Raw genomic sequence first — 23,313 nt, 5'->3', positions numbered from 1 at the left:
CTCAGTACTTCAGATGGTCGCTCAGCAACTGAGCTACATGAATGGCTTGGCGAGCCGCACCATCTTCAATTTGATGGCGGCAACTTGTGCCGTCGGCCACCACAATCGCTTCAGGCTTGGCACGCACAGCGGGCAACAAACTCAGCTCTGCCATTTGCATCGACACCTCTAAGTGCGAGGCTTCGTAGCCAAAACTACCGGCCATGCCGCAGCAGCTGCTTTCAATCAACTCGGGCGCAGCGTTGGGAATGAGGCGAATCACATCCAACACAGGCGGCATCAAACCAAAGGCTTTTTGATGGCAGTGGCCATGCAGCAAGATGGCTTTGTCCGCAGGCTTGAGGTGAAGTTTCAGTTCATCCAGAGCACCCGTTTTGGCTTCGCGTGCCAAGAACTCTTCCAGCAGCAAAGCTTGTTCGCTCACGCGGTGTGCGCTGTCACCCAAACCCAACACCAGTGCTTCATCACGCAGCGTGAGTAAGCACGAGGGCTCTAGGCCCACGATGGCAATGCCGCGCTCGGCAAAGGGCAGCAAAGTGTCGATCAGCTCACGGGCGTGTTCACGTGCTTTGTCCACCATGCCGTTGGCCAAAAAGGTGCGACCGCAACACAAATGACCCGCATCAGCACCGTGGCCGCGTTCGTTTTTCGACGCCACATGCACGCTGTAGCCTGCCGCTTGCAACACACGCAGGGCGGCGTGGGCGTTGCTTGATTCAAAGTAGCCATTGAAAGTGTCGACAAACAACACCACAGGTTTATCGGCGCTCAGCACGGCTTCTTTTGAAACGCCTTGAGTACCTTGGTTGAAGAAATGTTGGCCTTGCCAAGTGGGCCAGCTGCGTTGCGCGGACAAGCCTGTGAAGCGTTCGGCCAGCTGAGCCAGCAACGGAATTTTGTTGCGCAAATTCAGCATCCCAGACCAACGCGCCGCATGCCTTGCGTAGCGTGGCAAATAAGCAATCAGGAGGTCTTTGAGGCTGAAGCCGTGTTTGGCTTTGTAGTGGTGCAAGGTTTCCACTTTCATGCGTGCCATGTCTACGCCCGTAGGGCAGTCGCGCTTACAACCCTTGCAGCCCACACACAAGTCCATGGCTTCCATCAACTCGGGGTTGCTCAGGCCCTCAACGCCGAGCTGACCACTCAAAGCCAATCGCAGGGTGTTGGCGCGGCCACGCGTGAGGTGCTTTTCGTCGCGGGTGACGCGGTAGCTGGGGCACATGGTGCCTGCATCAAATTTACGGCAAGTGCCGTTGTTGTTGCACATCTCCACCGCTTTGGCAAAGCCTTGGGCCGCGTCGCCACCGGTGCCGGGTGCCGTGGTTTGCTCGGTGGCGGGGTCGTTTTGCACGTCCCAGGCACGCCAGTCGAGGGCGGTTTGAATCGGGATGACTTTGTAGTCGTTGCCGAAGCGCATCAGCGAGGTGTCGTCCATCTTGGGTGGGTTGACGATGCGCTGGGGAGACAGCAAATTCAAAGGGTCTAAGTGCTGTTTGATTTGCGTGAAGGCTTCATTGATCTTGGGGCCGAACTGCCACTCAATCCACTCGCCGCGGCACAGACCATCACCGTGCTCCCCGCTGTAAGCGCCTTTGTATTTGCGCACCAAGGCACTGGCCTCGTCGGCAATTTCTCGCATCTTGGCCGCGCCGTTACGACGCATGTCCAGAATAGGGCGCACATGCAGCGTGCCCACCGACGCGTGGGCGTACCACGTGCCTTTGGTGCCATGGCGTTTGAACACTTGGGTCAGCTCGTCGGTGTATTCAGCCAAGTTGGCCAGCGGTACGGCACAGTCTTCGATGAAGCTCACGGGCTTGCCATCACCTTTGAGGCTCATCATGATGTTGAGGCCGGCTTTGCGCACTTCCCACAGGTTCTTTTGTGGTGTGTCGTCGATCATTTCCACCACACTGCCAGGCATGCCTAAATCACCCATGAGCTCTACCAGTTGACGCATTTTCGGCTTCAGCATCTCTTTGTTGGCGCCTGCAAACTCCACCAGCAGCACAGCCTCGGGCTCACCAATCAGGGCAGTGCGAATGGTGGGTGCGAAGGCCGGGTTTTGCAGAGACAAATCAATCATGGTGCGGTCGACCAATTCGACCGCTGTGAGCGTGCCATCGCCCAGCTTGACGATGTGCTGGGCTGCATCCATGGCTTTGTAGAAGCTGTCAAAGTTCACCACGCCCAAGACTTTGGCGCGTGGCAGGTCACTGAGTTTCAAGGTGAGTGATTTCGTCAAGCCCAGCGTGCCTTCGCTGCCAATCAGCAGGTGTGCCAAGTTCACCGAGCCATCGTGGGTGTAAGGGCGCTCGTTTTGGTTGTTGAAGATGTCGAGGTTGTAGCCGGCGACACGGCGCATGACTTTGGGCCAATGGGCCTCAAGCTCGGGTGTCAGGCCTTGTGCCAAGTGCTTGACGAAATCGCCCATCTGTTGAGCGCGTCCGCTGCTTGTGCCGTAATTGCCGAGTTGCATTAATTCGCCATTGCTCAGCCATGCATTGGCGCCCACCACGTTGTGCACCATGTTGCCGTAGGCGATAGAGCGGCTGCCGCACGAGTTGTTGCCCGCCATACCGCCCAAGGTGGCTTGCGCGCTGGTGGAGACATCGACTGGAAACCATACGCCATGCGCTTTGAGTTGGGCATTCAAGTGGTCCAGCACCATGCCGGGTTCGACCTCGACGGTGCGTGCTTCCACGTCGAGCTGGATGACGTTGCGAATGTGTTTGCTGTGGTCAATCACCAAGCCTGCACCCGTGGTTTGTCCGCATTGGCTGGTGCCGCCGCCGCGCGGCACGATGGGCACGTTCAAGTCGCGACAAATCTCTAGTGCGATGGGCACCTCGTGTGCGTGACGTGGCACAAACACCCCCACGGGTGTGACCTGGTAAATCGACGCATCGGTGGCGTAGCGGCCACGGTCGGCGGCAGAGAACAACACCTCGCCTTGGGTTTCAGCACGCAAGCGTGCGGCCAACTTGCCAGCAACTTCATTGCTGATGGTGGCCACGCGTTCGTAGGTGTTGGCGGGTGTGTCGGTGATGTGGCGGGGCAGAGGGGCGTTCATGGTCAGGCTTTGAGGGGGTGTTTGGTGAGCGTAGTGGCGCTGGTCTGTTGGGCGAGCAATTGGGCAATCACCACATCGCGTTTGTTTTCTAGGTGTTTGAGTAGCACACGGCTGAGTGCTGGCGCATCGCGGGCTTGCAGTGCATCAATCATTTGCGTGTGCTCCGCCATCGCGTTGTTCCACTTCTCTTCATCTTGGTTGGAACGAAAGCGTAGGGCTTGCAAACGCGCGTTGACTTGGTCATAAGTGTTTGATAGCACTGGGTTTTTGGCCGCCGCATTGATGGCGCGATGAATGACGGCGTTGAGTCGGTAATAGGTGGAGAGGTCACGGCGCACATGGGCCGCCATCATTTCCAAATGCAGGGCACGAATTTCGTTCAGTTCGGTGTCTGTGATCCGCTGGGCGGCCAGCATGCCGGATTGGCTTTCTAAGCCCGCCATCACCTCAAACGTGTTGCGCACATCGGCCTCCGTCAAGGCCACAGCCACAGCGCCACGGTTGGGCAGCAACTCCACCAAGCCCTCGGCTGCTAAGGCCTTGATGGCTTCACGCAAAGGCGTGCGGGAAATGTTCAGCGCCTCGCACAAGGTGCGTTCGTTGAGCTTGGCGCCTGGTGCAATTTGGTTTTCCACCAGCATCTGGCGCAGTCGGTGGGTGACTTGGTTGTGCAAGGCGGCACGGGGGATGGTCAAGATGTCTGCAGTCATGGCTTTATTTTGTATGCAAAAAATTCGATCGTCAATCTATGAATTTAAAAGGTATTTAGGGTTTTCGATAGTTGTTAAATGAATTTTGTATGCAAAAAATAGACAAATATTCAGGAGATATTTGTTCATGCTCAATTTAGACTTTCACCCCACCGGCCGCCACTTTTTGCAAATTCCGGGGCCCTCGCCTGTGCCAGACCGCATCTTGCGGGCCATGAGCTTGCCCACCATTGACCACCGCGGTCCTGAGTTTGCGGTGTTGGGCTTGAAGCTGATCGCCGACATGCAAAAGATTTTCAAAACCAAGCACCCGGTCATGATTTATCCCTCGTCGGGTACCGGCGCTTGGGAAGCGGCTTTGGTGAACACCTTGAGCGCGGGCGACCATGTGCTGATGTATGAAACCGGACATTTCGCATTTTTGTGGAACAAGTTGGCCACCCGCTTGGGCATCAAGACCGAAGTGCTGGGGATGGCTGGGGTCGAGGGCTGGCGCCACGGGGTGAACGCCGACATGATCGAGCAGCGCCTCAAGGCCGATACCACCCACAGCATCAAAGCCGTGTGTGTGGTGCACAACGAAACGTCCACAGGCGTGACCAGCGACATCCCCGCGGTGCGCCGAGCCATCGATAACGCCAAACATCCGGCCCTGTTGTTGGTCGACACCATTTCAGGATTGGCCTCAGCCGACTATCGCCACGATGAATGGGGCGTGGACGTGACGATCAGCGGCTCGCAAAAAGGTTTGATGCTGCCGCCTGGCATCGGCTTCAACGCCTTGTCACCCAAAGCCATTGAAGCCAGTAAACATGCCACGCTTCCGAAATCGTTTTGGGCATGGGACGAGATGCTGGAGATCAACAAAACGGGTTATTACCCATCCACGCCCAACACCAACCTGATGTACGGTTTGAGCGAGGCCTGCGACATGATTTTGGGCCAAGGCTTGGAGGTGGTGTTCAAACGCCACCTGCGTTGGGGCGAGGGCGTGCGCTCTGCGGTGAACGCGTGGGGCTTGCCGATTCAGTGTGCCGATGCCAAGGTGTATTCACCCATCTTGACGGGCGTGATGACGCCTGAAGGCATTGACGCCGACGCCGTTCGCAAGGTGATTTACGAGCGCTTTGATTGCTCGTTAGGCACGGGCTTGGGCAAAGTCAAAGGTCGCATGTTCCGCATTGGCCATTTGGGGGACTGCAACGATTTGACGCTCATTGCTGCGTTGTCCGCTTGCGAAATGGGCCTCAAGCTCAGTGGCGTGAAGTTGGCGGGCTCTGGCGTGCAAGCGGCCATGGACTTTTTCTCGGCACACCCCGTGCCACCCTTGGTCAGGTCTTAAAAACACAAAGGAGACAGCATGAAACGCAGAACGCTACTTCAGGCCAGCGCCGCCACAGCCGTCACATTGGCTGCTCCCATGATTCAAGCGCAAACCTTGCCCACTGGCCCCATTCGCATCGTGGTGGGTTTTCCACCTGGTGGGGGCACCGACGCATTGGCCCGCGTGCTGGCACAAAAGCTTCAAGCCATGTGGGGCGTGACCATCGTGATTGACAACAAAGGTGGTGCAGCGGGTGTGATTGCAGCTGACTACGTCGCTAAGCAACCCGCCGATGGCAACACCTTGCTGATGGCGCACATCAACAGCCATGCGTTGGCCCCTAGCTTGCAGCCTAAGTTGGGCTACAACGTCGAGCGCGATTTCACACCCATTGGCTTGGTGGGTGTCACGCCCAATTTGTTGATTTGCAACGAAAACCAACCCGCCAAAACAGTGAAAGACTTGGTCGCGCTGTGCAAAAAGAATCCAGGACAAGTCAGTTTTGCTTCTGCAGGCGGCGGCTCGGCGCAGCACTTGGCGCTGGAGATGTTCAAGTTGCGTGCAGGTATTGATGCGCTGCATGTGCCCTACAAAGGTTCAGGCCCTGCCTTGACCGATTTGATTGGTGGTCAAGTTCAATACTGTTTTGAAACCATGACCTCAGCCACGCCGCACGTCAAAAGCGGCAAGGCCATTGCACTGGCGCAAACTCGCCCCAAGCGTGCCAAAGGTCACCCCAATGTGCCGACCATGGACGAGCAAGGATTTGCCGGCTTTGACGCCACCACTTGGTATGGTTTGGTGGGCCCAGCCAAGATGAACCCTGCCTTTGTCAAGCGCATCAACGAAGACATGAACCGCGTCATGGCCATGCCCGATGTGATCGAAAAGTTTGACCAATACGGCGCCGAAGACGGCGGTGGCACGCCCGAGCGTTTTGCTGAATTTATCCGCAGCGAAACCCAGAAATGGGCCAAAGTGATCAAAGACGCCAAGGTTCAGGTCGACGCCTAATCTGGGTGCTCCAAGTCAAAGGCCTGTTGTTTAGCTCGACAGGCCTTTGTACAACATATAAGCGGCCAGAACATATAAAACGCTGGCAAACACGCGTTTGAGTTTCTTCACTGGCAACATGTGTGCTGCCTTAGCGCCCAAGGGTGCTGTGAACACGCTGCAGGCGGCAATCACAACCAAGGCAGGTACCCAAATAAAGCCAAACGCATCATCAGGCAAGCCTTGCACCGACATGCCGCTGATGACGTAGCCCACCACGTTGGCCACGGCAATTGGGAAGCCCAAAGCCGCGCTGGTGGCTACCGCGTTGTGAATTGCCACGTTGCACCACGTCATGAACGGCACGCTGATAAAACCGCCGCCCGCACCGACCAAGCCCGAGATAAAACCAATCACACCACCGGCGCCCATGAGGCCCGCAGTGGCTGGCACTTGACGGGTAGGCGCTGGCTTCTTGTCTAAAAACATTTGGGTGGCTGAGAAGCCCACAAACAAACCAAAGAAGATGGCCAAGTAAGAGCCCTTGAGCATGGCGAACACACCCAAACTGCTGATCAGGCTACCCAACACGATGCCTGGTGCCAAAGCCTTAACCAAATCCCAACGCACTGCGCCACGCTTGTGGTGCGCCCGCACGCTAGATACCGAGGTGAAGATGATGGTGGCCATGGATGTGGCAATGGCCATCTTGACGGTGAGGTCTGCATCCACACCCCGCTGCGAGAGCATGAAGGTGATGAAGGGCACCATCACCATGCCGCCCCCAATGCCAAGCAAGCCAGCTAAAAAACCTGTGCAAATGCCGAGCGCGACGAGTTCAAGAATCAGTTGAGGTTGGAAATCCATGAGGTGCAGGCCTTAAAAATAAAAGGTGTCTGCAAGGCTCCCCAGGACCGTCATCCTGAACCGGGGGTTCAGGTGGGCGAGGTCAGGTCAACGTTGGGTTCATCTGACGCGAGACGATCACGCTCATCAACCGATGTTCCAAGCCCGAGCTCTATGAGCATTGGTTCAAGGAAATATAAAGCCCTAAGGACTTGCAGACGAATCGATTGTAGGCGCGCTTAGATCAGCTGGTTGTCGCGTGCGAGCACCGCATCCATGCGCTGCAGCAAGTTGTGCAGGTCGGTGGTGCCACTGCTCAAAGTGCTGCCGTCGCCGCTGGCTTGCACTGCAGCTGGACGGTCGGTTAAGTCAAACGCCAAGTTGAGCGCGGCCAACACGGCAATGCGGTCGCGGGCTTTGATCTTGCCGGCATCGCGAATTTTGCACATGGCTTGGTCGACCTTACCCACCGCTTCGCTCAAGCGAGTTTCACCACCTTCGGGGCAACCCAGCACATAGCCTTGACCCATGATTTGAACTTCGATTTGCTTCACACGTTGTCCTTTGTCGTGGCCTCTGTGCCTTGGGGCAGGCGATCAATCAATGCATCAATGCGGTGTCGGGCTGCGCCTAAACGGGACTTGAGCAAGTCGCGCTCGTGCGTGAGCTCTTGCACCTGGGCTGCCAGCAAAGCATTGGTGCGTTGAAGTTCTTCGTGGCGAAGCAACAAATGCTCGACACGCTGGGCAATTTGATCGATCAGGGGTGTTTGTGACATGGCCACAACATTTTAAGGTGGCTGCAAGGTAAATCGTTAAAATTATCAATGTTGGTGCTCGAGGTGTGGTTCACATACCTCAGTTCAACGGGAAGCAGGAGGGTGGCGTCGACCAACTCGACAACACCTAACCTGCGCTGCCCCCGCAACGGTCAAGCGGACGAGCCCTTTGGCTCCGCTTCTGTCACACAGCCACTGAGCGCCTTGAACAAGCGCTTGGGAAGGCGACAGAGGTAGTCTCCGCCAGCCCGGATACCGGCCAACAAGGTGGCGGTGCGTCTAAAAAACGTGCCGCTAATTCGCTCAAGCACTGTCGGGGATGGCGGTGAGGGCACACAAAGTTGGTATTTAAATCATGAAGAAATTTATTCGTCCGCGTGCGCGTGCAATAGCGCGCTTTGCTACGCCTGCGCTTTCTGTGTTGTCTTTGGCAGTTGCTGCTAGCGTTCAGGCGCAAGACATTGAAATCAACCCGGTGGTGGTGGTGTCTAGCCGTGTGAACGAGCAACTGTCGGACGTTTTGCCGTCTGTCAGTGTGATCAACAAGTCGGACATCGAAAAGTTCCGATATGCAGATTTATATGAACTGCTCTCTGGGCAAGCAGGTATGCAGCTGACTCGTGCGGGTGGGGCAGGTAATCCGACCTCTGTGTTTATGCGTGGTGCGAACAGTACTCAGACTTTGGTTTTGGTCGACGGCATACCGTTTGCATCTCAAGGCGCGATTGGTGCTATTTCTCCTTTAGAAGCTATTCCTGTGGCGCAGGTTGAACGCGTCGAAATTTTCCGAGGTAATGCTTCGGCCGTCTACGGCCCGGGGGCTGCAGGGGGTGTGATTCAAATTTTCACGCAATCTGCCACCGCATTGACAGAGGGCGTGGATGTAAAAGCAGAAATGGGATCGCTTAACTCTCGCACGCTTCAAACGTCAATGCGAAAAAACCTAGGGGATGGTCAACTTAGCCTCACCTTAAGCGACAACCGTTCTGATGGAATCAGCACTTTGACACCAGCCCGATATTCCAATTTACCCAACATCAAAGTAAACCCGGATCGCAATGGTTTTGACTCACAAAGCTTAGGCCTAGGATGGCGTCAGAATTTATCAGTGGCTACTCAATTGGCGTTTCACTATCTCAACACGTCAACGTTGGCCAGTTATGACAACCCATATGCCAATTCAACTTCAGAGCGCTGGGGCAGCAAATCTAAATTGGAGTTGGGCGGAGCTCAGTTGTCACATCGTATTTCTGAGGTGTGGAAAACCACACTGACATATGGTCAGTCGATATCTAAGCTGAGCACATTGACCAACGATATCTTGAATGCAGACTACGGAACTTCTAATTCGCGTCAGCAACAGTTGAAGTGGGATAACTTGGTGGCTTTAGGCAATGAAACTCAAATTACATTTGGCTATGGCAACCAAGTAGCTGAGCTTGATACGGGGCGGACTTCCTACGATAACAACGCTTCACCTGTCGACATTTATGTCAAAAAATCTGTTCGTCAAGAACGTTTTTTTGGAGGAGTCAATCAACAAGTTGGGGCGTGGTCATGGCGCGCTAACCTCAGCTATGAACAGTTGCCAGGTAGCCAATCGGGAGACACTTACCTTGTTGGAGCAGGATATGAACTCAACCGCAATTACAAAATCACCTTGACGCGTTCAACTGCCATCCAGTCACCAACAGTTGGGCAGCTATACGACGTGGCCTATGGAGGAAATGTGGCTCTCAAACCAGAGCACTCGTCCTCCACGGAAGTCGGCTTGCAATTTAAAGATGACAACAGCTTTTGGCGCGTGGTGGCCTTCGATGTTCAGTACAAAGACATGATCGCTGCCAGTACTAACCCTGTGGGCGATCCATTTTGGGCGGCTCAATACATCACACAACTTGAGAATTTAAGTAGCACCCAAAACAAAGGTTTTGAGTTCGCTTACGCCAGAAAGTGGGCTTCATGGGGGGCTCAATTGGCATATACCTCTCAAAATCCTGAAAATCTGAACTCAAGTCGTCCGATACAAAATCGAGCTAAGAGATTTGGCTCTGTCACCGTCAGCCACTTCTTGGACGATCGCACCAGTTTGAATGCCAAGGTGCTTGCCACGTCGGATCAATGGACACCTATGACCGGCTCTTTCAGTTCCGCTGCATTGGTTCCGGGTTATGCAGTCTTGAATTTGTCGGCAGACCACAAGGTTCGCCCTGATGTCAAGCTGACTCTGAGTGTTCTAAACGCCTTGGATAAAACCTATTTCCATTTGGACGGGTACAACAATCCAGGCAGGTCCTATTTCATGGGGCTTAAGTACGCCTACCGTTGAAGTTATGAAGCCACATTTTCTCCCCCAACGCATCGTCTGCCTAACCGAGGAAACGACCGAGTGGCTGTACCTGCTGGGGGAAGAGGCGCGCATTGTGGGCATCTCGGGTTACACCGTGCGCCCGCGTCGTGCGCGTGACGAGAAGCCCAAAGTCAGCGCGTTCTTAAGCGCCAAGATTGACAAGATCTTGGCGCTCAATCCCGATTGCGTGTTTGGGTTTTCTGATTTGCAGGCCGACATTGCGGCCCTGCTCATCCGTGCGGGTGTGCAGGTCACGGTGTTCAACCAGCGCAGTGTGGATGAGATTTTTTCGATGCTCTACCAAGTCGCTGCGATGGTGGGGCAAGCAGAGCAGGGGCTGGCGCATTTGCAACAGATGCGTGCGCAGCTAGACGCTATTCAAGCAAAAGCGGCTACGTTCAAGCGCCGACCCAAGGTCTATTTTGAAGAGTGGGACGAGCCACACATCAGTTGCATCCGTTGGGTGTCTGATCTGATTGGCATCGCAGGCGGCGACGATTGTTTTCCTGAGTTGGCGCAAATGCCCATGGGTAAAGATCGCATCATTGCCAATGGCCAAACCATCATCGACCGTGCGCCCGATATCATCATTGGCTCGTTGTGCGGCAAGAAGTTTCGCCCTGAAAAAGCAGCAGCACGCGAAGGCTGGCAAGACGTACCAGCGGTTCGCAACAACCAAATTTTTGAAATCAAATCTGCCGATATCTTGCAGCCAGGCCCAGCGGCCTTGACCGATGGCGTGGCGCAGTTGCACCGCATCATTCAGCAGTGGGAGGCAACGCATGCTTGAGCGTTTCACAGCGATTCGTCGGATTGCCTGGCTCGTGCTTTTGGGGTTCTGCACCCTATCCCAAGCCGAGGTGTTGCGCGACGACCGCCAGGTCGACGTGACCATCATCAAAACTCCACAACGCATCGTCAGCCTGTTGCCATCGCTCACCGAAACCGTTTGCGCTTTGGGTCAATGCCAAAAATTAGTGGGTGTGGACCGGTATTCCAACTGGCCCGAGACTATTGCCAAATTGCCGCGCATGGGCGGCGGCATCGACCCCAATATTGAAAGCGTGGTGGCCGCCAAGCCCGACTTGGTGTTGATGGCCACTTCGGCACGCGGTGCTGAGCGTTTTGCCGCATTGGGCTTGACGGTGTTGGCGTTAGAGCCCCGCTCGCACGCTGACGTGCAGCGCGTCATGCGCATCGTGGCCCAAGCCTTGGATGTGCCGCTAGCTGAGAGTGACCGCGTGTGGCGACACATCGATGCTGCGGTGAATGCCGCCGCGCAATCGATTCCTGCGCAAGCCAAAGGTCAGCGTGTGTACTTTGAAGTCAGCGCTGCGCCGTATGGTGCCAGCGAGTCATCGTTCATTGGTGAGACCTTGCAGCGCTTGGGTGCGCGCAACATCTTGCCTGCGTCGCTAGGGCCATTCCCAAAAATCAACCCCGAGTTTGTGGTGCGTGCGCAACCTGACATCATCATGGTGGGCGACAGCAACTTTGCCGATATGGCATCGCGCCCCGGTTGGCAAAACATGCACGCCATGCGCACACAGCGTGTGTGTCATTTCAAGTCAGAAGAGTCTGATGTGCTGGTGCGCGCTGGTCCGCGCATGGCAGAGGCTGCGCGTTTGATGGCCAAGTGTTTGACTGACAAAGCCAATGACAAGCCGAAAGGTCAGCCATGACGACGCACGGTCCACGTTGGTCACCTGTGCTGGTGGCGTTGAGTTTGTTGTTGTTGTGTTTGCTCGGCATCTCAGCAGGCAGTGCCGTGGGCAGCACAGGGTTTGAAAGCTGGATAGGCGCTCTGCAAGATGACACAGCTTGGCAAATCGTGTGGGACATCCGTTTGCCCCGCAGCGTGGGCGCTTGCGCCGCAGGTGCATTGCTCGGCCTTGCAGGCGCATTGGCGCAAGGCTTGTTTCGCAATCCCTTGGCTGATCCGTATTTGTTAGGCAGTGCATCTGGTGCCTCGCTGGGTGTGGCCGTAGCCTTGGCGCTGTTTGGCGCTCACCCGTTTGCCACTGACTGGTTGGTGCGCGTGGGTTTGACAGGCGCCGCGTTTGTGGGCGCCGTGTTGGCGGTGATGCTCACCTTGGTGTTGGCGCGTGGTGTGCAACACACGCTGCGTTTGTTGTTGGCAGGCGTGATTGTGGGTGTGGTGTTAGGTGCGTTGGCGTCACTCATTACCCTCATGCGTCCCGATGTATTGCAGGGCATGCAGGGCTTTTTGTTGGGCTCCACCAGCTTCATTGGTTGGAACGCATGCGTGTTGATGTTGGGTGTGTTGCTGGTGTGCTTGGTGTTGGCCTTGGCATTCAGCCGCGTGCTGGATGCTTTGAGTTTGGGCGAGTCCACAGCCTTGAGTTTGGGGCTGCCGATCGCGCCCGTGCGTGTGGCGCTGGTGTGTGTGTTGGCTTTGGCCACAGGGACTGCCGTGGCACAAACGGGATTGGTCGCGTTTGTCGGTTTGGCCGCGCCGCACTTGGTGCGATCGTTGGTGAAGACCAAGCACAACTGGATGGTGTTGCTGTCCACCTTGATGGGCGGCGTGTTGTTGTTGGTGGCTGATTTGCTGGCCCGCATGTTGTTGTCACCGCAAGAAATGCCTGTTGGCGTGCTCACAGCGGTGTTGGGCGGCGGCTATTTGCTTTGGCTGATGTGCCGCAGCCAAGTGGCGGGGGTGGCGCGATGAGCTCGCAAAAAATAGCCCTGCGTTTGCACGATGTGCACGTCTCTCTTGCAGGACAAGAGGTTTTGCACGGCATCGATATGTCTTTTGTAGCGGGGCGCTGGACCAGCATCGTGGGTCCCAATGGCGCAGGCAAGTCCACCTTGCTCAAAGCCATGGCGGGACTCTTGCCCATCACGGGCAGCATCTTTTTGTTTGACCAAGAGCTGATGGCGACGGATCGCAAGCTGCGTGCGCAGCAGCTGTCTTGGTTGGGTCAAAACGAATCAACATCTGATGATTTGCGTGTGTGGGACATGGTCATGCTCGGACGCATGCCGCATCAAGACTGGTTGGCTGCGCCCAATGCGCACGACCATGCCGTGGTGGAAACTGCTTTGAAAGCCACACAGGCGTGGCGCTGGCGCGAACGTTCAGTTGGCCAGCTCTCAGGCGGCGAGCGTCAGCGCGTGTTGTTGGCCCGTGCCATGGCGGTACAAGCCGAAGTGATGTTGATGGATGAACCATTGACCAACCTTGACCTACCTCACCAAGTGGATTGGTTAGAGCAAGTGCGCTGCCTGACCTTGCAAAACACCACCGTCATCAGCGTGCTGCACGAAGTGGGCATGGCCTTGCATGCAGACGACATGGTGGTCATGCAAGCAGGGCGTGTGGTGCACCAAGGTGCGTGTGCAGATGCTGCCACGCACCGTGCCGTAGAAGCCGTGTTTGACAAACGCATGGCCATTCACTCACTGGATGGCCAGTGGGTGGCTGTGCCTAGGTTGTCAAACTAAGGCTTCGGCGTCTTGGGTTTGAAGCTACAAAACTCAGACACACCACACTGCCAGCACAGTGGTTTGCGCGCTTGGCACACGTAGCGGCCATGCAAGATGAGCCAATGGTGCGCGTCTACCAAGTACTGTTCGGGTATGCGCTTCATCAGTTTCATTTCCACCGCCAACGGTGTTTTGCCTGGGGCTAAGCCCGTGCGGTTGCCCACGCGAAAGATGTGCGTGTCCACCGCCATGGTGGGCTCACCAAAGGCCACGTTCAACACCACATTCGCCGTTTTGCGGCCCACGCCCGGCAGGGCTTCTAGTGCTTCGCGTGTGCGGGGCACAAGGCCCGCGTGTTGATCGACCAAAATGCGGCAGGTTTGTATCAGGTGTTTGGCTTTGCTGTGATACAGGCCAATCGTCTTGATATAGCCCTCAAGGCCTTCGAGGCCAAGGTTCAAAATTTGCTGCGGGGTGTTGGCCGCTGGAAACAAGCGGCGCGTGGCCTTGTTCACACCCACATCCGTGGCTTGGGCACTCAGCAGCACAGCGGCTAGCAACTCGAACACGCTGGTATATTCCAACTCGGTATTGGGCTGCGGATTGGCTGCTTTCAGCGTCGCGAAAAAAGGCTCAATGTGCTGTGTTTTCATCCGTCCATTATTCCCCACGCTATGCCCTCAACTATGAAGTTTGCTGACCGCCTCAACAACGTTGAAACCTCCGCCATTCGTGAACTGTTCAAACTGCTGGGCAAGCCCGGCATCATCAGCTTTGCAGGCGGCTTTCCCGACAGCGCCATGTTTGACGTGGATGGCATTCGCGAAGCCAGCAACTTGGCACTTACCGAAGAGCCAGGTGCAGCTTTGCAATATGGCGCCACCGAGGGCTACAACCCACTGCGTGAACAGCTCGCTGCCTTCATGGCCAGCAAAGGCGTGACCGGCTTAGACGCCAACGGCCTCATCGTTACCACCGGCAGCCAACAAGGGCTGGACCTGATTGCCAAAACTTTGCTCAACCCAGGCGATGTGGCCTTGGTCGAAGGCCCCACGTTCTTGGCCACCATTCAGTGCTTCCGTTTGTATGGCCCGCAAGTGGTGGGTGTACCCATCGACGCGCACGGCGTGCAAGTGGACAAGCTTGAAGAAATGATGGTGCAACACAAACCAAAGCTCGTGTACCTCATTCCAACCTTTGGTAATCCAAGTGGTGCCACCCTCAGTCTAGAGCGCCGTTTGCGTGTGCTCGAACTCGCCGTGAAATACAAAACCGTGGTGGTCGAAGACGACCCCTATGGCGACCTGTACTTTGGCGAAGCACCACCGCCATCGTTGCTCGCTTTGAGCGACCAAGTGCCGGGCAGTCGTGAATGGCTGGTGTATTGCGGCTCGCTTAGCAAAGTGCTGTCACCCGGCCTGCGTGTGGGCTGGATGATTGCCCCGCCCGAGCTGTTGGCACGCGCCACCATGTGCAAACAGTTCAGCGATGCACACACCTCCACCTTTGCGCAAGCCACCGCTGCGCATTACCTCAAAGCAGGCCGCATGCCCGCTACCTTGGCGCACGTGCGCAGCGTGTACGCCGAACGCGCCCAAGCCATGGGCGAAGCCCTGAAGCGCGAACTGGGTGATGCCTTGACCTTCACCCAGCCCCAAGGCGGTTTGTTCTTCTGGGCCAACCTCACGGGTGCAGGCGGCAAGTTGAAGGACGGTGCTGAATTGGCCAAACGCGCGATTGAAAAAGGCGTGGCCTTTGTGCCGGGTGCGCCGTTCTTTGCGAACAACCCCGACGCATCAGCGATTCGTTTGAGCTTTGCAACGGCAGATGTGGAGAAGATCAAAGAGGGCATCGCCCGGTTAGGGCAAGCGCTTTAAAGTGCCTGCATTTGCAAACAAAAAAGGCTGCTCATTTGAGCAGCCTTTTCGTTTGTCGGGGTCTATAAATTAACCAGCGATAGCCTGATAAGCCGAAGCATCCATCAAGCCATCCAATTCAGCAGGGTTGCTGAGCTTCACCTTATAAAACCAACCCTCACCCTCGGGGTCGTTGTTGGCCAGTGAAGGGTCAGCGCGCAAGGCTTCGTTGTGTTCGAGGATTTCTACACTCGCCGGCATGTGCACGTCGGCGGCGGCTTTGACCGACTCGACCACGCCGGCCACGGTGCCTTGTGCAAATGTTTTGCCGACGTCTGCGAAGTCCACAAACACGATGTCGCCCAGCGTGTCTTGTGCGTGTTGGGTGATGCCTACCAAAGCGGTGTCGCCTTCGATGCGCACCCAAGTGTGTTCTGCGTGATATTTGTTCATAGTCTTACATACCGCTGTAGTTAGGGCCGCCACCGCCTTCAGGCGTGACCCAGATGATGTTTTGAGTGGGGTCTTTGATGTCGCAAGTTTTGCAATGCACGCAGTTTTGCGCGTTGATTTGCAAACGGTCGCTGTTGTCGTCGTTCTTCACGTACTCGTACACACCGGCAGGGCAATAACGGCTCTCGGGGCCTGCGTAGGTGGCGAGGTTGATGTTCACGGGCACTGACGCGTCTTTGAGCGTCAAGTGTGCGGGTTGGTTTTCTTCGTGGTTGGTGTTGCTGATGAACACGCTGCTCAAGCGGTCAAACGTGAGCTTACCGTCGGGCTTGGGGTAGTTGATTTGGGCGTGCTGTGCGGCGGGCTCCAAGCACACATGGTCGGGCTTGTTGCCGTGCAGGGTCCACGGTGGCGTGGTTATGCCGAGCTTGGGCAGCAGCCATTGCTCAATGCCGGTCATCACCGTGCCGACCAACATGCCTTTTTTGAACCACAGCTTGAAGTTGCGGTATTGGTTGAGCTCTTTGCTCAGCCAGCTGTTCTCAAACGCAGCAGGGTAGGCGCTCAGCTCGTCGTTGGCTCGGCCTGCAGACACTGCTTCGTAGGCTGCGTCAGCAGCCAACATGCCGCTCTTAATCGCGGCGTGGCTGCCTTTGATGCGTGCAGCGTTCAAGTAGCCTGCATCGCAGCCAATCAGTGCGCCACCTGGAAACACGGTTTTGGGCAAAGCTTGTGGCGTACCGTTGTTGATGGCGCGTGCGCCGTAGCCAATGCGCTTGGCTCCTTCGAGGTGGGCTGCAATGGCTGGGTGTGTTTTCCAGCGTTGCATTTCTTCAAAGGGGCTGAGCCATGGGTTTTTGTAGTCAAGCCCCAGCACAAAGCCGAGCGTGACTTTGTTGTCTTCGAGGTGGTACAAAAAGCCGCCGCCAAAGGCGTCGTCTTGCATGGGCCAGCCAGAGGTGTGCACCACCAAACCGGGCTTGGCTTTGGAGGGATCGACTTCCCACAGCTCTTTCACGCCGATGGCGAAGCTTTGTGGGTCGCGGCCTTCGGCCAAGTTGTATTTGGCAATGACTTGTTTGCCCAAGTGGCCACGTGCGCCTTCGGCGAAGATGGTGTACTTGGCATGCAGCTCCATGCCGAGCTGGAAGTTGTCGGTGGGCTCACCGTCTTTGCCGATGCCCAAGTTGCCAGTGGCGACGCCCTTTACTGAAGGTAAACCGCCATGCTCGGCGCCATCGTCGTTGTAAAGCACTTCAGCAGCCGTGAAGCCAGGGAAGATCTCTACGCCCAGCGATTCAGCATGCGCCGCCATCCACTTCACCACGTTGCCGAGCGCCACCACATAGCAGCCGTCGTTGTGGAAGTTGCGCGGCATCAGCCAACCCGGCACGCGGCTGACGCCAGTTTCGGTCAGCGTCAGCAAGTCGTCGCCCGTGACTTCTTGGTTCAGTGGGCAGCCGAGTTCTTTCCAGTTGGGTATGAGCTCGGTCATGGCCTTGGGGTCCATCACTGCGCCAGACAAGATGTGTGCGCCTGGCTCGGAGCCTTTTTCCAGCACCACCACTGACACGTCGTTGCCTTTTTCAGCAGCCAGTTGTTTGATGCGAATGGCCGTGGCCAAACCACCGGGTCCGCCACCAATCACAACCACGTCGTACTCCATGGCTTCACGTGGGCCGAACTGGGCGAGGATTTCTTCTTGTGTCATTTGTTATCTGTCTCGGTCTTTTGTCAGAGGTGAGACAGATTTTAGGGCCTGCCATAGATGCACTTGTCATAATGAAATAACTCAACCTTCAGGAGCTCAGCATGGCGTACAGCATGGATTTGTCGGGCCGCGTGGCCTTGGTCACCGGTGCATCAAGTGGTTTGGGCGCGCAATTTGCCCGCACCTTGTCACGCGCAGGCGCAGCTGTGGTGCTGGCCAGCCGCCGTGTGGAAAAGCTCAAAGAGCTGCGTGCCGAGATTCAAGCGGAAGGCGGCGACGCCCATGTGGTGAGTTTGGATGTGACGACCTTGGGCAGCATCAAATCCGCCGTGGCCCATGCCGAGACTGAGGTGGGCAGCATCGACATCTTGGTGAACAACTCAGGCGTGAGCACCACCCAGCGCGTGCAAGACGTGACCGAAGAAGACTTTGATTTCACCTTCAACACCAACGTGCGAGGTTCGTTCTTCATGGCGCAAGAAGTGGGTAAGCGCATGCTGGCCCGTGCCAAGGGCGCAGCGCCCGGCACCTACACAGGTGGGCGCATCATCAACATTGCCTCAGTCGCCGGTCTGCGCGTGTTGCCGCAAATTGGCCCGTATTGCATGAGCAAAGCGGCGGTCATTCAAATGACCAAAGTGTTGGCCATGGAGTGGGGCCGCTTTGGCATCAACGTGAATGCCATTTGCCCGGGCTACATTGACACCGAAATCAACCACCACCACTGGCAAACCGAGCAAGGTCAAAAGCTGGTGAACATGTTGCCGCGCAAGCGCATCGGTAACCCGCAAGATTTAGATGCCTTGCTGGTGTTGCTGGCCAGTGCAGAGAGCGCGTTCATCAACGGCGCCATCATTTCCGCGGACGATGGATTTTCGGTATGAGATACGAGATTCCTGAGAACAAAAAGCTGGTGTACGAGTGCACCATCCCCATGCGCTGGGGCGACATGGATGTGATGGGTCACGTCAACAACACGATTTACTTTCGCTACCTTGAAATCGCGCGCGTGGATTGGTTGCGTCAATTCGACGCCGAACCCAAACCCGAGGGTGAAGGCCCTGTCATCGTGAATGCGTTTTGTAACTTTTACAAACAGCTTGAATACCCAGGTGATGTGCTAGTGAAGATGTATGCCAGCGACCCTGGCCGCACCACATTTGAGACCTGGGCCACGATGGAGCAGGCCGCCAACCCCGGTGTGATCTACGCCGCAGGCGGGGCCACCACCATTTGGGTGGACTTTCCCAAGCAAAAAGCGGTGGACTTGCCCGATTGGGTGCGCGAGATGGTCACGCCTTAAGCGGCTTCAAAGCACTACGGGCGCAGTGGCCGCATCCAGCTGCGTGAGCCACAGCAGCGCAGCTTGGCGGTCGGCTCCGCACATGTCAGCCGATGGCTGCAAGCCTCCACAAAACGCAGGCCGCTCGGGCTTGCCAAACACAGCGCATCGCATGTCGGGCAGCAATTGCACACATGGCACGCCTGCAGGTTTGCCATGCGGCATGCCGGGCAGGGGGCTGGTGATGGAGGGCGCGATGCAGCACGCGCCGCATCCGGTGCGACATTCCATGATGGGCTTCAAGTGGCTTGGGCTGGGACCATGATTTGGGCGCATTTAACCCACCACCAGTTTGTGCACCAAGTCTGCAGTGGTGGATGCTTTGTATTTGCGCATCAGCTTGGCGCGGTAAATTTCTACCGTCCGGTGGCTGATGCCCAGTGCTCTACCAATTTCTTTGGAGGTCATGCCCTCCATCAAGAATGCAGCCACCTCTCGTTCACGTGCGGTTAGCTCAGCCCGAACAGGGCGTGTGGCGCTGAGGTCTTCAAAGCTCCAAATGCCAGCTTCGTGGGGTGAATCTAAGTTCAACGCACGGCCTGTGACGTGGCACCAAAAGGGTTCGCCCTTCAGTCGACCATCAATGCGTTTCATCAGACGGTCGTCAGCGTACAGGCCTTTGGTGTTGAGGCTGAGTTTGATGCGTGCGCCCGTGCGCTCGTACTCATCCGCGCTGGGGTAAAGCACCTGAAAGGACTGGCCAATCAGCTGCTCGCGCGTGGCACCAAACATGTCGCACAGGTGTTGGTTGCAGTCCACCATGGTTCGGTTGCGCGACAGCACCAGCCCCACGGGGGCGAGGTCAAAGGCTTGGCGGTAATCAATCATGGGAGAGGCTTCAAGGGGTCTGTGCTTACGAAGAACTACGTAGTTTGTTACGTAGTATCGTAATGCCATTCTGTTGTACTTTGACTGGAGTCTCCCTTGAACAAAGTTTTCCCTTCTGCTGCTGAAGCACTCAAAGACATCGTGGCCGACGGCCAGCTGATGGCTGTGGGTGGTTTTGGCTTGTGTGGCATTCCTGAAGCGCTGATTGACGCCTTGCGCGACAGTGGTGTGAAGGACTTGACCGTCATCTCCAACAACGCTGGCGTAGATGGCTTTGGTTTGGGCAAGTTGCTTGAAACCCGCCAAATCAAAAAAATGATTTCTAGCTATGTGGGCGAGAACAAAGAGTTCGAACGCCAATACTTGGCTGGCGAGCTAGAACTTGAATTCACCCCCCAAGGCACCCTCGCTGAAAAGCTGCGTGCAGGCGGCGCTGGCATTCCTGCCTTCTTCACCAAAACTGGTGTGGGCACTTTGGTAGCAGAAGGCAAAGAGCTGCGCGAGTTTGACGGCCAAACCTATGTGATGGAGCGCTCGTTGGTGCCCGATATTGCGTTGGTCAAAGCCGAAGTGGCCGATATGTCGGGCAACTTGCGCTTCAACATGACCGCACGCAACTTCAACCCCGCGGCAGCCACCGCCGGCAAGATTTGCGTGGTGGAAGTCGAGCGCATTGTGGCCACGGGCGAACTGGCCCCTGACGACATTCACTTGCCTGGCATTTATGTGCACCGCATCGTGCACAACCCCACGCCCGAGAAACGCATTGAAAAGCGCACCACCCGCGACCGTAAATAAGGACACCACCATGGCTTGGACTCAAGACGAAATGGCCGCACGTGCGGCAAGCGAACTGCAAGATGGTTTTTATGTGAACCTCGGCATTGGCATTCCCACGCTGGTGGCCAACCACGTGCCAGACCACGTGGAAGTGTGGCTGCAAAGCGAAAACGGCATGCTCGGCATTGGCCCGTTTCCCTATGAAGATGAAGTCGACGCCGACCTCATCAATGCGGGCAAACAAACCGTCACCACCATCAAAGGCTCAGCGATTTTTGGCAGCGATCAATCGTTCGCCATGATTCGTGGCGGCAAGATCAACCTCTCCATCCTTGGCGCAATGCAGGTGAGCGAGAAGGGCGATCTGGCCAACTGGATGATTCCCGGCAAGATGATCAAAGGCATGGGCGGCGCGATGGACTTGGTCGCAGGCGTCAAGCGCGTCATCATCTTGATGGAACACGTGGCCAAGAAAAAAGACGGTACCGAAGATTTGAAAATCTTGAAAGACTGCACCTTGCCTTTGACCGGCGTGGGTGTGGTGGACCGCATCATCACCGACCTCGCGGTGATGGATGTGGTCCCTGAAGGCCTCAAAGTGATTGAGCTGGCCCCTGGCGTGACCCGTGAGTTCTTGCAAAGCAAAACGGGCGTGACCTTGATTTAATTCATCGTCGTCACACAACGAAAAAGCCGCTCTGTTTTTGAGCGGCTTTTTTATTTGGAGCGGGTGATGGGAATCGAACCCACGTTATTTGCTTGGGAAGCAAGAGTCCTACCATTGAACGACACCCGCGAATGAGTTTGTATTGTAGGTAGCTTAGATGTGAAAACAGCATCCGCTAGGGATGCTGTTTGAGGGGGGAGCGTGGCTGAGGTTTAAGCGGTAGCCAGTGCCTGCTGCATGACTTGACCGACTTGGTTGAAGTAGTCATGTGCCATTTGCGTTGGCGTCAAATATTTGGTGCGGCGGTTTTTGCCTTCAAACACGGTGTCGATCATGCCCAGTTCACGCAACTGGTCGAGCTTGCGGTGAATCGTGGCTGGTGAGGCAATGGTGTTCAATGCCATGGCATCTGTCACGGTCAAGGGCTTTTCAGAGGCGTGACGAACAGCAATCACTTCGAGAAGCTTCTTGGCGTCCAAGTCCATCACAGGCGCGTTCGCTTGTCCATCTAAGGCGTGGATGAGGTTGAGAAAGCGCAGATAGATTTGTTTGGATTCCATTAGGTATGTCCTTGATTACATAGGTAAAACGTATCTCTATTGTAAATAACAAAACTGTCATAAAAGAAGTAAAACCACGTAGAGCTACGTTTCTAAAGGCTTTGTCATTATTTGTGGATGTCGCCCAGGCACAAATATTTCATTTCTAGGTACTCATCCATGCCGTGGCTAGACCCTTCCCGACCCAAGCCCGATTGCTTCACACCACCAAAGGGCACATGCTCGGTGGCGATCACGCCCACGTTGATGCCGACCATGCCATATTCCAGCGCTTCGCTCACGCGGTAAATGCGGCCAATGTCGCGGCTGTAAAAGTAGCTGGCCAAGCCAAACTCGGTGTTGTTGGCGGCGTCAATCGCTTCTTGGTCATGTGAGAAGCGGAACACAGGGGCGAAGGGGCCAAAGGTTTCTTCGCGGGCGCACAGCATGTCGGCGCGGGCGTCGGCAATGACGGTGGGCGCATAAAACTGGCCTTCCAGCTTGTGGCCACCTGCCATGACTTTGCCGCCTTTGGCAATGGCGTCTTGCACATGGCGCTCGACCTTTTCAACTGCTGAGTCTTCGATGAGCGGGCCTTGCACCACGCCTTCGTCAAAGCCGTTGCCCACTTTGAGGGTTTTGACCTTGGCTGAGAACTTTTGCACAAACTCGTCGTACACAGCGTCTTGCACGTAAATGCGGTTGGCACACACGCAGGTTTGGCCGGCGTTGCGGTATTTGCTGGCCATCGCACCTTGGACGGCACTGTCGATGTCGGCATCGTCAAATACGATGAAGGGGGCGTTGCCGCCGAGCTCTAAAGCCAGCTTTTTGATGCTGGGCGCAGACTGCGCCATCAAGATGCGGCCCACTTCAGTGGAGCCTGTGAAGCTGATGTGGCGCACGATGTCGCTGCTGCAAAACACCTTGCCAATGGCAATGCTGTTGTCGCTGTCGGCGGTGATGATGTTCACCACGCCCGCAGGGATGCCTGCACGAATGGCCAGCTCAGCGGCGGCTAGGGCGGTGAGAGGTGTGAGTTCGGCGGGTTTGATGACCACTGGGCAGCCCGCTGCCAGTGCAGGTGCTACTTTGCGGGTGATCATGGCCAGTGGAAAGTTCCACGGCGTGATGGCGGCGCACACCCCGATCGGTTGCTTCAAGACCATCAAGCGACGGCTGTTGTCAAACTGGGGCAGTGTCTCGCCATTCACGCGTTTGGCTTCTTCGGCAAACCACTCCACGAAGCTGGCGCCATAGGCCACTTCGCCTTTGGCTTCGGCAAAAGGCTTGCCTTGCTCGGCAGTCATGATGCGGCCCAAGTCCTCTTGGTTGTCCATGAGCAGGTCAAACCACTTGCGCAACAAGATGCTGCGCTCTTTGCCGGTTTTGTTGCGCCATGCGGGCCAAGCTGCATTGGCGGCGTCAATCGCAGCTTTGGCGTCTTGGGGGCCGAGGTTGGCCACATCGGCCAGTTTTTGACCAGTGGCGGGGTCATGCACATCAAAACGGCTGGCACCTTTGACCCAATGGCCGTTGATCAAGGCATCAGTCTTGAGCAAAGTGGGGTCGTTGAGCAAAGAAAGGGGTGCTGTTTTCATGTCCATCTCGGT

General features: G+C 56.1%; 24 protein-coding genes, 1 tRNA gene and 1 riboswitch. Of the genes, 12 read left to right on the top strand and 13 right to left on the bottom strand.

What is annotated here, in order from left to right; genetic code table 11:
* Nucleotide 1 precedes the first annotated feature (1 nt).
* Together RMR24_RS10555 and RMR24_RS10550 are read right to left on the bottom strand one after the other, a co-directional pair.
* Nucleotides 2-3,073 (bottom strand): FAD-linked oxidase C-terminal domain-containing protein, encoded by a 3,072-nt coding sequence (locus RMR24_RS10555; RefSeq protein WP_310615040.1) that lies wholly within the window; start codon nucleotides 3,071-3,073, stop codon nucleotides 2-4.
* A gap of 2 nt (nucleotides 3,074-3,075) precedes the next feature.
* Nucleotides 3,076-3,783: a GntR family transcriptional regulator gene (locus RMR24_RS10550; RefSeq protein ID WP_310615039.1), complete on the bottom strand. Its 708-nt coding sequence runs from the start codon at nucleotides 3,781-3,783 to the stop codon at nucleotides 3,076-3,078.
* A 127-nt stretch (nucleotides 3,784-3,910) separates the two neighbouring features.
* On the opposite strand from RMR24_RS10550, the gene RMR24_RS10545 reads away from it, so the two are divergent.
* Nucleotides 3,911-5,125, top strand: a complete 1,215-nt coding sequence (locus RMR24_RS10545; protein WP_310615038.1) for an aminotransferase class V-fold PLP-dependent enzyme — start codon at nucleotides 3,911-3,913, stop codon at nucleotides 5,123-5,125.
* 18 nt (nucleotides 5,126-5,143) lie between these two features.
* A complete protein-coding gene (locus tag RMR24_RS10540) occupies nucleotides 5,144-6,121 on the top strand; it encodes a tripartite tricarboxylate transporter substrate binding protein (protein WP_310615037.1) in 978 nt (325 codons plus the stop codon).
* Between the two features lie 30 nt (nucleotides 6,122-6,151).
* On the opposite strand, the gene RMR24_RS10535 is transcribed toward RMR24_RS10540, so the two are convergent.
* The 3 genes from RMR24_RS10535 to RMR24_RS10525 form a co-directional block, all read right to left on the bottom strand.
* Complete coding sequence (locus RMR24_RS10535; protein ID WP_310615036.1) at nucleotides 6,152-6,967, bottom strand: sulfite exporter TauE/SafE family protein; 816 nt, start codon at nucleotides 6,965-6,967, stop codon at nucleotides 6,152-6,154.
* 218 nt (nucleotides 6,968-7,185) lie between these two features.
* A complete protein-coding gene (locus RMR24_RS10530) occupies nucleotides 7,186-7,500 on the bottom strand; it encodes a cell division protein ZapA (protein ID WP_310615035.1) in 315 nt (104 codons plus the stop codon).
* Nucleotides 7,497-7,724: a DUF904 domain-containing protein gene (locus RMR24_RS10525; RefSeq protein WP_310615034.1), complete on the bottom strand. Its 228-nt coding sequence runs from the start codon at nucleotides 7,722-7,724 to the stop codon at nucleotides 7,497-7,499. Before RMR24_RS10525 ends, RMR24_RS10530 begins: the two co-directional genes overlap by 4 nt.
* 35 nt (nucleotides 7,725-7,759) lie before the next feature.
* Nucleotides 7,760-8,003: riboswitch (cobalamin riboswitch) on the top strand.
* Nucleotides 8,004-8,079: 76 nt separating this feature from the next.
* On the opposite strand from RMR24_RS10525, the gene RMR24_RS10520 reads away from it, so the two are divergent.
* The 5 genes from RMR24_RS10520 to RMR24_RS10500 are packed head-to-tail and all read left to right on the top strand — an operon-like array spanning nucleotide 8,080 to nucleotide 13,542.
* Nucleotides 8,080-10,053: a TonB-dependent receptor domain-containing protein gene (locus tag RMR24_RS10520; RefSeq protein ID WP_310615033.1), complete on the top strand. Its 1,974-nt coding sequence runs from the start codon at nucleotides 8,080-8,082 to the stop codon at nucleotides 10,051-10,053.
* Nucleotides 10,054-10,057: 4 nt separating this feature from the next.
* The gene (locus tag RMR24_RS10515; RefSeq protein ID WP_310615032.1) at nucleotides 10,058-10,864 is read left to right on the top strand and encodes an ABC transporter substrate-binding protein; all 807 of its coding nucleotides are present in this window, start codon (nucleotides 10,058-10,060) and stop codon (nucleotides 10,862-10,864) included.
* Nucleotides 10,857-11,756 (top strand): helical backbone metal receptor, encoded by a 900-nt coding sequence (locus tag RMR24_RS10510; RefSeq protein WP_310615031.1) that lies wholly within the window; start codon nucleotides 10,857-10,859, stop codon nucleotides 11,754-11,756. Before RMR24_RS10515 ends, RMR24_RS10510 begins: the two co-directional genes overlap by 8 nt.
* On the top strand, nucleotides 11,753-12,766 hold the full coding sequence (locus RMR24_RS10505; protein WP_310615030.1) for an iron ABC transporter permease: 1,014 nt from the start codon (nucleotides 11,753-11,755) through the stop codon (nucleotides 12,764-12,766). Before RMR24_RS10510 ends, RMR24_RS10505 begins: the two co-directional genes overlap by 4 nt.
* Nucleotides 12,763-13,542, top strand: a complete 780-nt coding sequence (locus RMR24_RS10500; protein WP_310615029.1) for an ABC transporter ATP-binding protein — start codon at nucleotides 12,763-12,765, stop codon at nucleotides 13,540-13,542. Before RMR24_RS10505 ends, RMR24_RS10500 begins: the two co-directional genes overlap by 4 nt.
* Here RMR24_RS10500 and nth read toward each other — a convergent pair.
* Nucleotides 13,539-14,177, bottom strand: coding sequence for an endonuclease III (gene nth, locus RMR24_RS10495; RefSeq protein WP_310615028.1), 639 nt, complete (start codon nucleotides 14,175-14,177; stop codon nucleotides 13,539-13,541). The two genes, RMR24_RS10500 and nth, sit on opposite strands and share 4 nt — an antisense overlap.
* Nucleotides 14,178-14,210: 33 nt before the next feature.
* On the opposite strand from nth, the gene RMR24_RS10490 reads away from it, so the two are divergent.
* The gene (locus RMR24_RS10490; protein ID WP_310615027.1) at nucleotides 14,211-15,401 is read left to right on the top strand and encodes a PLP-dependent aminotransferase family protein; all 1,191 of its coding nucleotides are present in this window, start codon (nucleotides 14,211-14,213) and stop codon (nucleotides 15,399-15,401) included.
* A gap of 69 nt (nucleotides 15,402-15,470) precedes the next feature.
* On the opposite strand, the gene gcvH is transcribed toward RMR24_RS10490, so the two are convergent.
* Both gcvH and RMR24_RS10480 read right to left on the bottom strand, forming a co-directional pair.
* Entirely contained in the window at nucleotides 15,471-15,833 is a 363-nt protein-coding gene (gene gcvH, locus RMR24_RS10485) for a glycine cleavage system protein GcvH (RefSeq protein WP_310615026.1), read from the bottom strand.
* 4 nt (nucleotides 15,834-15,837) lie between these two features.
* Nucleotides 15,838-17,544 (bottom strand): electron transfer flavoprotein-ubiquinone oxidoreductase, encoded by a 1,707-nt coding sequence (locus tag RMR24_RS10480; RefSeq protein WP_310615025.1) that lies wholly within the window; start codon nucleotides 17,542-17,544, stop codon nucleotides 15,838-15,840.
* A gap of 101 nt (nucleotides 17,545-17,645) precedes the next feature.
* On the opposite strand from RMR24_RS10480, the gene RMR24_RS10475 reads away from it, so the two are divergent.
* Both RMR24_RS10475 and RMR24_RS10470 read left to right on the top strand, forming a co-directional pair.
* Complete coding sequence (locus tag RMR24_RS10475) at nucleotides 17,646-18,428, top strand: SDR family oxidoreductase (protein WP_310615024.1); 783 nt, start codon at nucleotides 17,646-17,648, stop codon at nucleotides 18,426-18,428.
* Complete coding sequence (locus tag RMR24_RS10470; protein WP_310615023.1) at nucleotides 18,425-18,847, top strand: thioesterase family protein; 423 nt, start codon at nucleotides 18,425-18,427, stop codon at nucleotides 18,845-18,847. Before RMR24_RS10475 ends, RMR24_RS10470 begins: the two co-directional genes overlap by 4 nt.
* A gap of 6 nt (nucleotides 18,848-18,853) precedes the next feature.
* Here the strand turns inward: RMR24_RS10470 and RMR24_RS10465 are convergent, their stop codons facing one another.
* Together RMR24_RS10465 and RMR24_RS10460 are read right to left on the bottom strand one after the other, a co-directional pair.
* Entirely contained in the window at nucleotides 18,854-19,117 is a 264-nt protein-coding gene (locus RMR24_RS10465; protein ID WP_310615022.1) for a YkgJ family cysteine cluster protein, read from the bottom strand.
* A 45-nt stretch (nucleotides 19,118-19,162) separates the two neighbouring features.
* The gene (locus RMR24_RS10460; protein WP_310615021.1) at nucleotides 19,163-19,714 is read right to left on the bottom strand and encodes a PAS and helix-turn-helix domain-containing protein; all 552 of its coding nucleotides are present in this window, start codon (nucleotides 19,712-19,714) and stop codon (nucleotides 19,163-19,165) included.
* A 96-nt stretch (nucleotides 19,715-19,810) separates the two neighbouring features.
* Between RMR24_RS10460 and RMR24_RS10455 the strand changes: the two genes are divergently transcribed.
* Both RMR24_RS10455 and RMR24_RS10450 read left to right on the top strand, forming a co-directional pair.
* Nucleotides 19,811-20,512, top strand: a complete 702-nt coding sequence (locus RMR24_RS10455; protein WP_310615020.1) for a CoA transferase subunit A — start codon at nucleotides 19,811-19,813, stop codon at nucleotides 20,510-20,512.
* A gap of 10 nt (nucleotides 20,513-20,522) precedes the next feature.
* Complete coding sequence (locus tag RMR24_RS10450; protein WP_310611299.1) at nucleotides 20,523-21,161, top strand: 3-oxoacid CoA-transferase subunit B; 639 nt, start codon at nucleotides 20,523-20,525, stop codon at nucleotides 21,159-21,161.
* Between the two features lie 55 nt (nucleotides 21,162-21,216).
* Here the strand turns inward: RMR24_RS10450 and RMR24_RS10445 are convergent.
* The 3 genes from RMR24_RS10445 to RMR24_RS10435 form a co-directional block, all read right to left on the bottom strand.
* Nucleotides 21,217-21,290, bottom strand: a tRNA-Gly gene (locus RMR24_RS10445).
* 83 nt (nucleotides 21,291-21,373) lie between these two features.
* A complete protein-coding gene (locus tag RMR24_RS10440; protein ID WP_310615019.1) occupies nucleotides 21,374-21,721 on the bottom strand; it encodes a hypothetical protein in 348 nt (115 codons plus the stop codon).
* A gap of 107 nt (nucleotides 21,722-21,828) precedes the next feature.
* Nucleotides 21,829-23,307 (bottom strand): NAD-dependent succinate-semialdehyde dehydrogenase, encoded by a 1,479-nt coding sequence (locus tag RMR24_RS10435; RefSeq protein WP_310615018.1) that lies wholly within the window; start codon nucleotides 23,305-23,307, stop codon nucleotides 21,829-21,831.
* Nucleotides 23,308-23,313: the final 6 nt, after the last annotated feature.

The sequence above is a fragment of the Limnohabitans sp. genome (assembly GCF_031539105.1).
In the GTDB taxonomy this organism is placed as follows: domain Bacteria; phylum Pseudomonadota; class Gammaproteobacteria; order Burkholderiales; family Burkholderiaceae_C; genus Limnohabitans.
Note: the sequence above shows the minus strand (reverse complement) of the source record. Positions and strands in the feature narration are given on the sequence as shown.

Bases quoted from the DNA above. Each gene is read 5' to 3' on its own strand.
- RMR24_RS10555 (WP_310615040.1), bottom strand. From the start codon at position 3,073: ATGAACGCCCCTCTGCCCCGCCACATCACCGACACACCCGCCAACACC.
- RMR24_RS10550 (WP_310615039.1), bottom strand. From the start codon at position 3,783: ATGACTGCAGACATCTTGACCATCCCCCGTGCCGCCTTGCACAACCAA.
- RMR24_RS10545 (WP_310615038.1), top strand. From the start codon at position 3,911: ATGCTCAATTTAGACTTTCACCCCACCGGCCGCCACTTTTTGCAAATT.
- RMR24_RS10540 (WP_310615037.1), top strand. From the start codon at position 5,144: ATGAAACGCAGAACGCTACTTCAGGCCAGCGCCGCCACAGCCGTCACA.
- RMR24_RS10535 (WP_310615036.1), bottom strand. From the start codon at position 6,967: ATGGATTTCCAACCTCAACTGATTCTTGAACTCGTCGCGCTCGGCATT.
- RMR24_RS10525 (WP_310615034.1), bottom strand. From the start codon at position 7,724: ATGTCACAAACACCCCTGATCGATCAAATTGCCCAGCGTGTCGAGCAT.
- RMR24_RS10520 (WP_310615033.1), top strand. From the start codon at position 8,080: ATGAAGAAATTTATTCGTCCGCGTGCGCGTGCAATAGCGCGCTTTGCT.
- RMR24_RS10515 (WP_310615032.1), top strand. From the start codon at position 10,058: ATGAAGCCACATTTTCTCCCCCAACGCATCGTCTGCCTAACCGAGGAA.
- RMR24_RS10510 (WP_310615031.1), top strand. From the start codon at position 10,857: ATGCTTGAGCGTTTCACAGCGATTCGTCGGATTGCCTGGCTCGTGCTT.
- RMR24_RS10505 (WP_310615030.1), top strand. From the start codon at position 11,753: ATGACGACGCACGGTCCACGTTGGTCACCTGTGCTGGTGGCGTTGAGT.
- RMR24_RS10500 (WP_310615029.1), top strand. From the start codon at position 12,763: ATGAGCTCGCAAAAAATAGCCCTGCGTTTGCACGATGTGCACGTCTCT.
- nth (WP_310615028.1), bottom strand. From the start codon at position 14,177: ATGAAAACACAGCACATTGAGCCTTTTTTCGCGACGCTGAAAGCAGCC.
- RMR24_RS10490 (WP_310615027.1), top strand. From the start codon at position 14,211: ATGAAGTTTGCTGACCGCCTCAACAACGTTGAAACCTCCGCCATTCGT.
- gcvH (WP_310615026.1), bottom strand. From the start codon at position 15,833: ATGAACAAATATCACGCAGAACACACTTGGGTGCGCATCGAAGGCGAC.
- RMR24_RS10480 (WP_310615025.1), bottom strand. From the start codon at position 17,544: ATGACACAAGAAGAAATCCTCGCCCAGTTCGGCCCACGTGAAGCCATG.
- RMR24_RS10475 (WP_310615024.1), top strand. From the start codon at position 17,646: ATGGCGTACAGCATGGATTTGTCGGGCCGCGTGGCCTTGGTCACCGGT.
- RMR24_RS10470 (WP_310615023.1), top strand. From the start codon at position 18,425: ATGAGATACGAGATTCCTGAGAACAAAAAGCTGGTGTACGAGTGCACC.
- RMR24_RS10465 (WP_310615022.1), bottom strand. From the start codon at position 19,117: ATGGAATGTCGCACCGGATGCGGCGCGTGCTGCATCGCGCCCTCCATC.
- RMR24_RS10460 (WP_310615021.1), bottom strand. From the start codon at position 19,714: ATGATTGATTACCGCCAAGCCTTTGACCTCGCCCCCGTGGGGCTGGTG.
- RMR24_RS10450 (WP_310611299.1), top strand. From the start codon at position 20,523: ATGGCTTGGACTCAAGACGAAATGGCCGCACGTGCGGCAAGCGAACTG.
- RMR24_RS10440 (WP_310615019.1), bottom strand. From the start codon at position 21,721: ATGGAATCCAAACAAATCTATCTGCGCTTTCTCAACCTCATCCACGCC.
- RMR24_RS10435 (WP_310615018.1), bottom strand. From the start codon at position 23,307: ATGGACATGAAAACAGCACCCCTTTCTTTGCTCAACGACCCCACTTTG.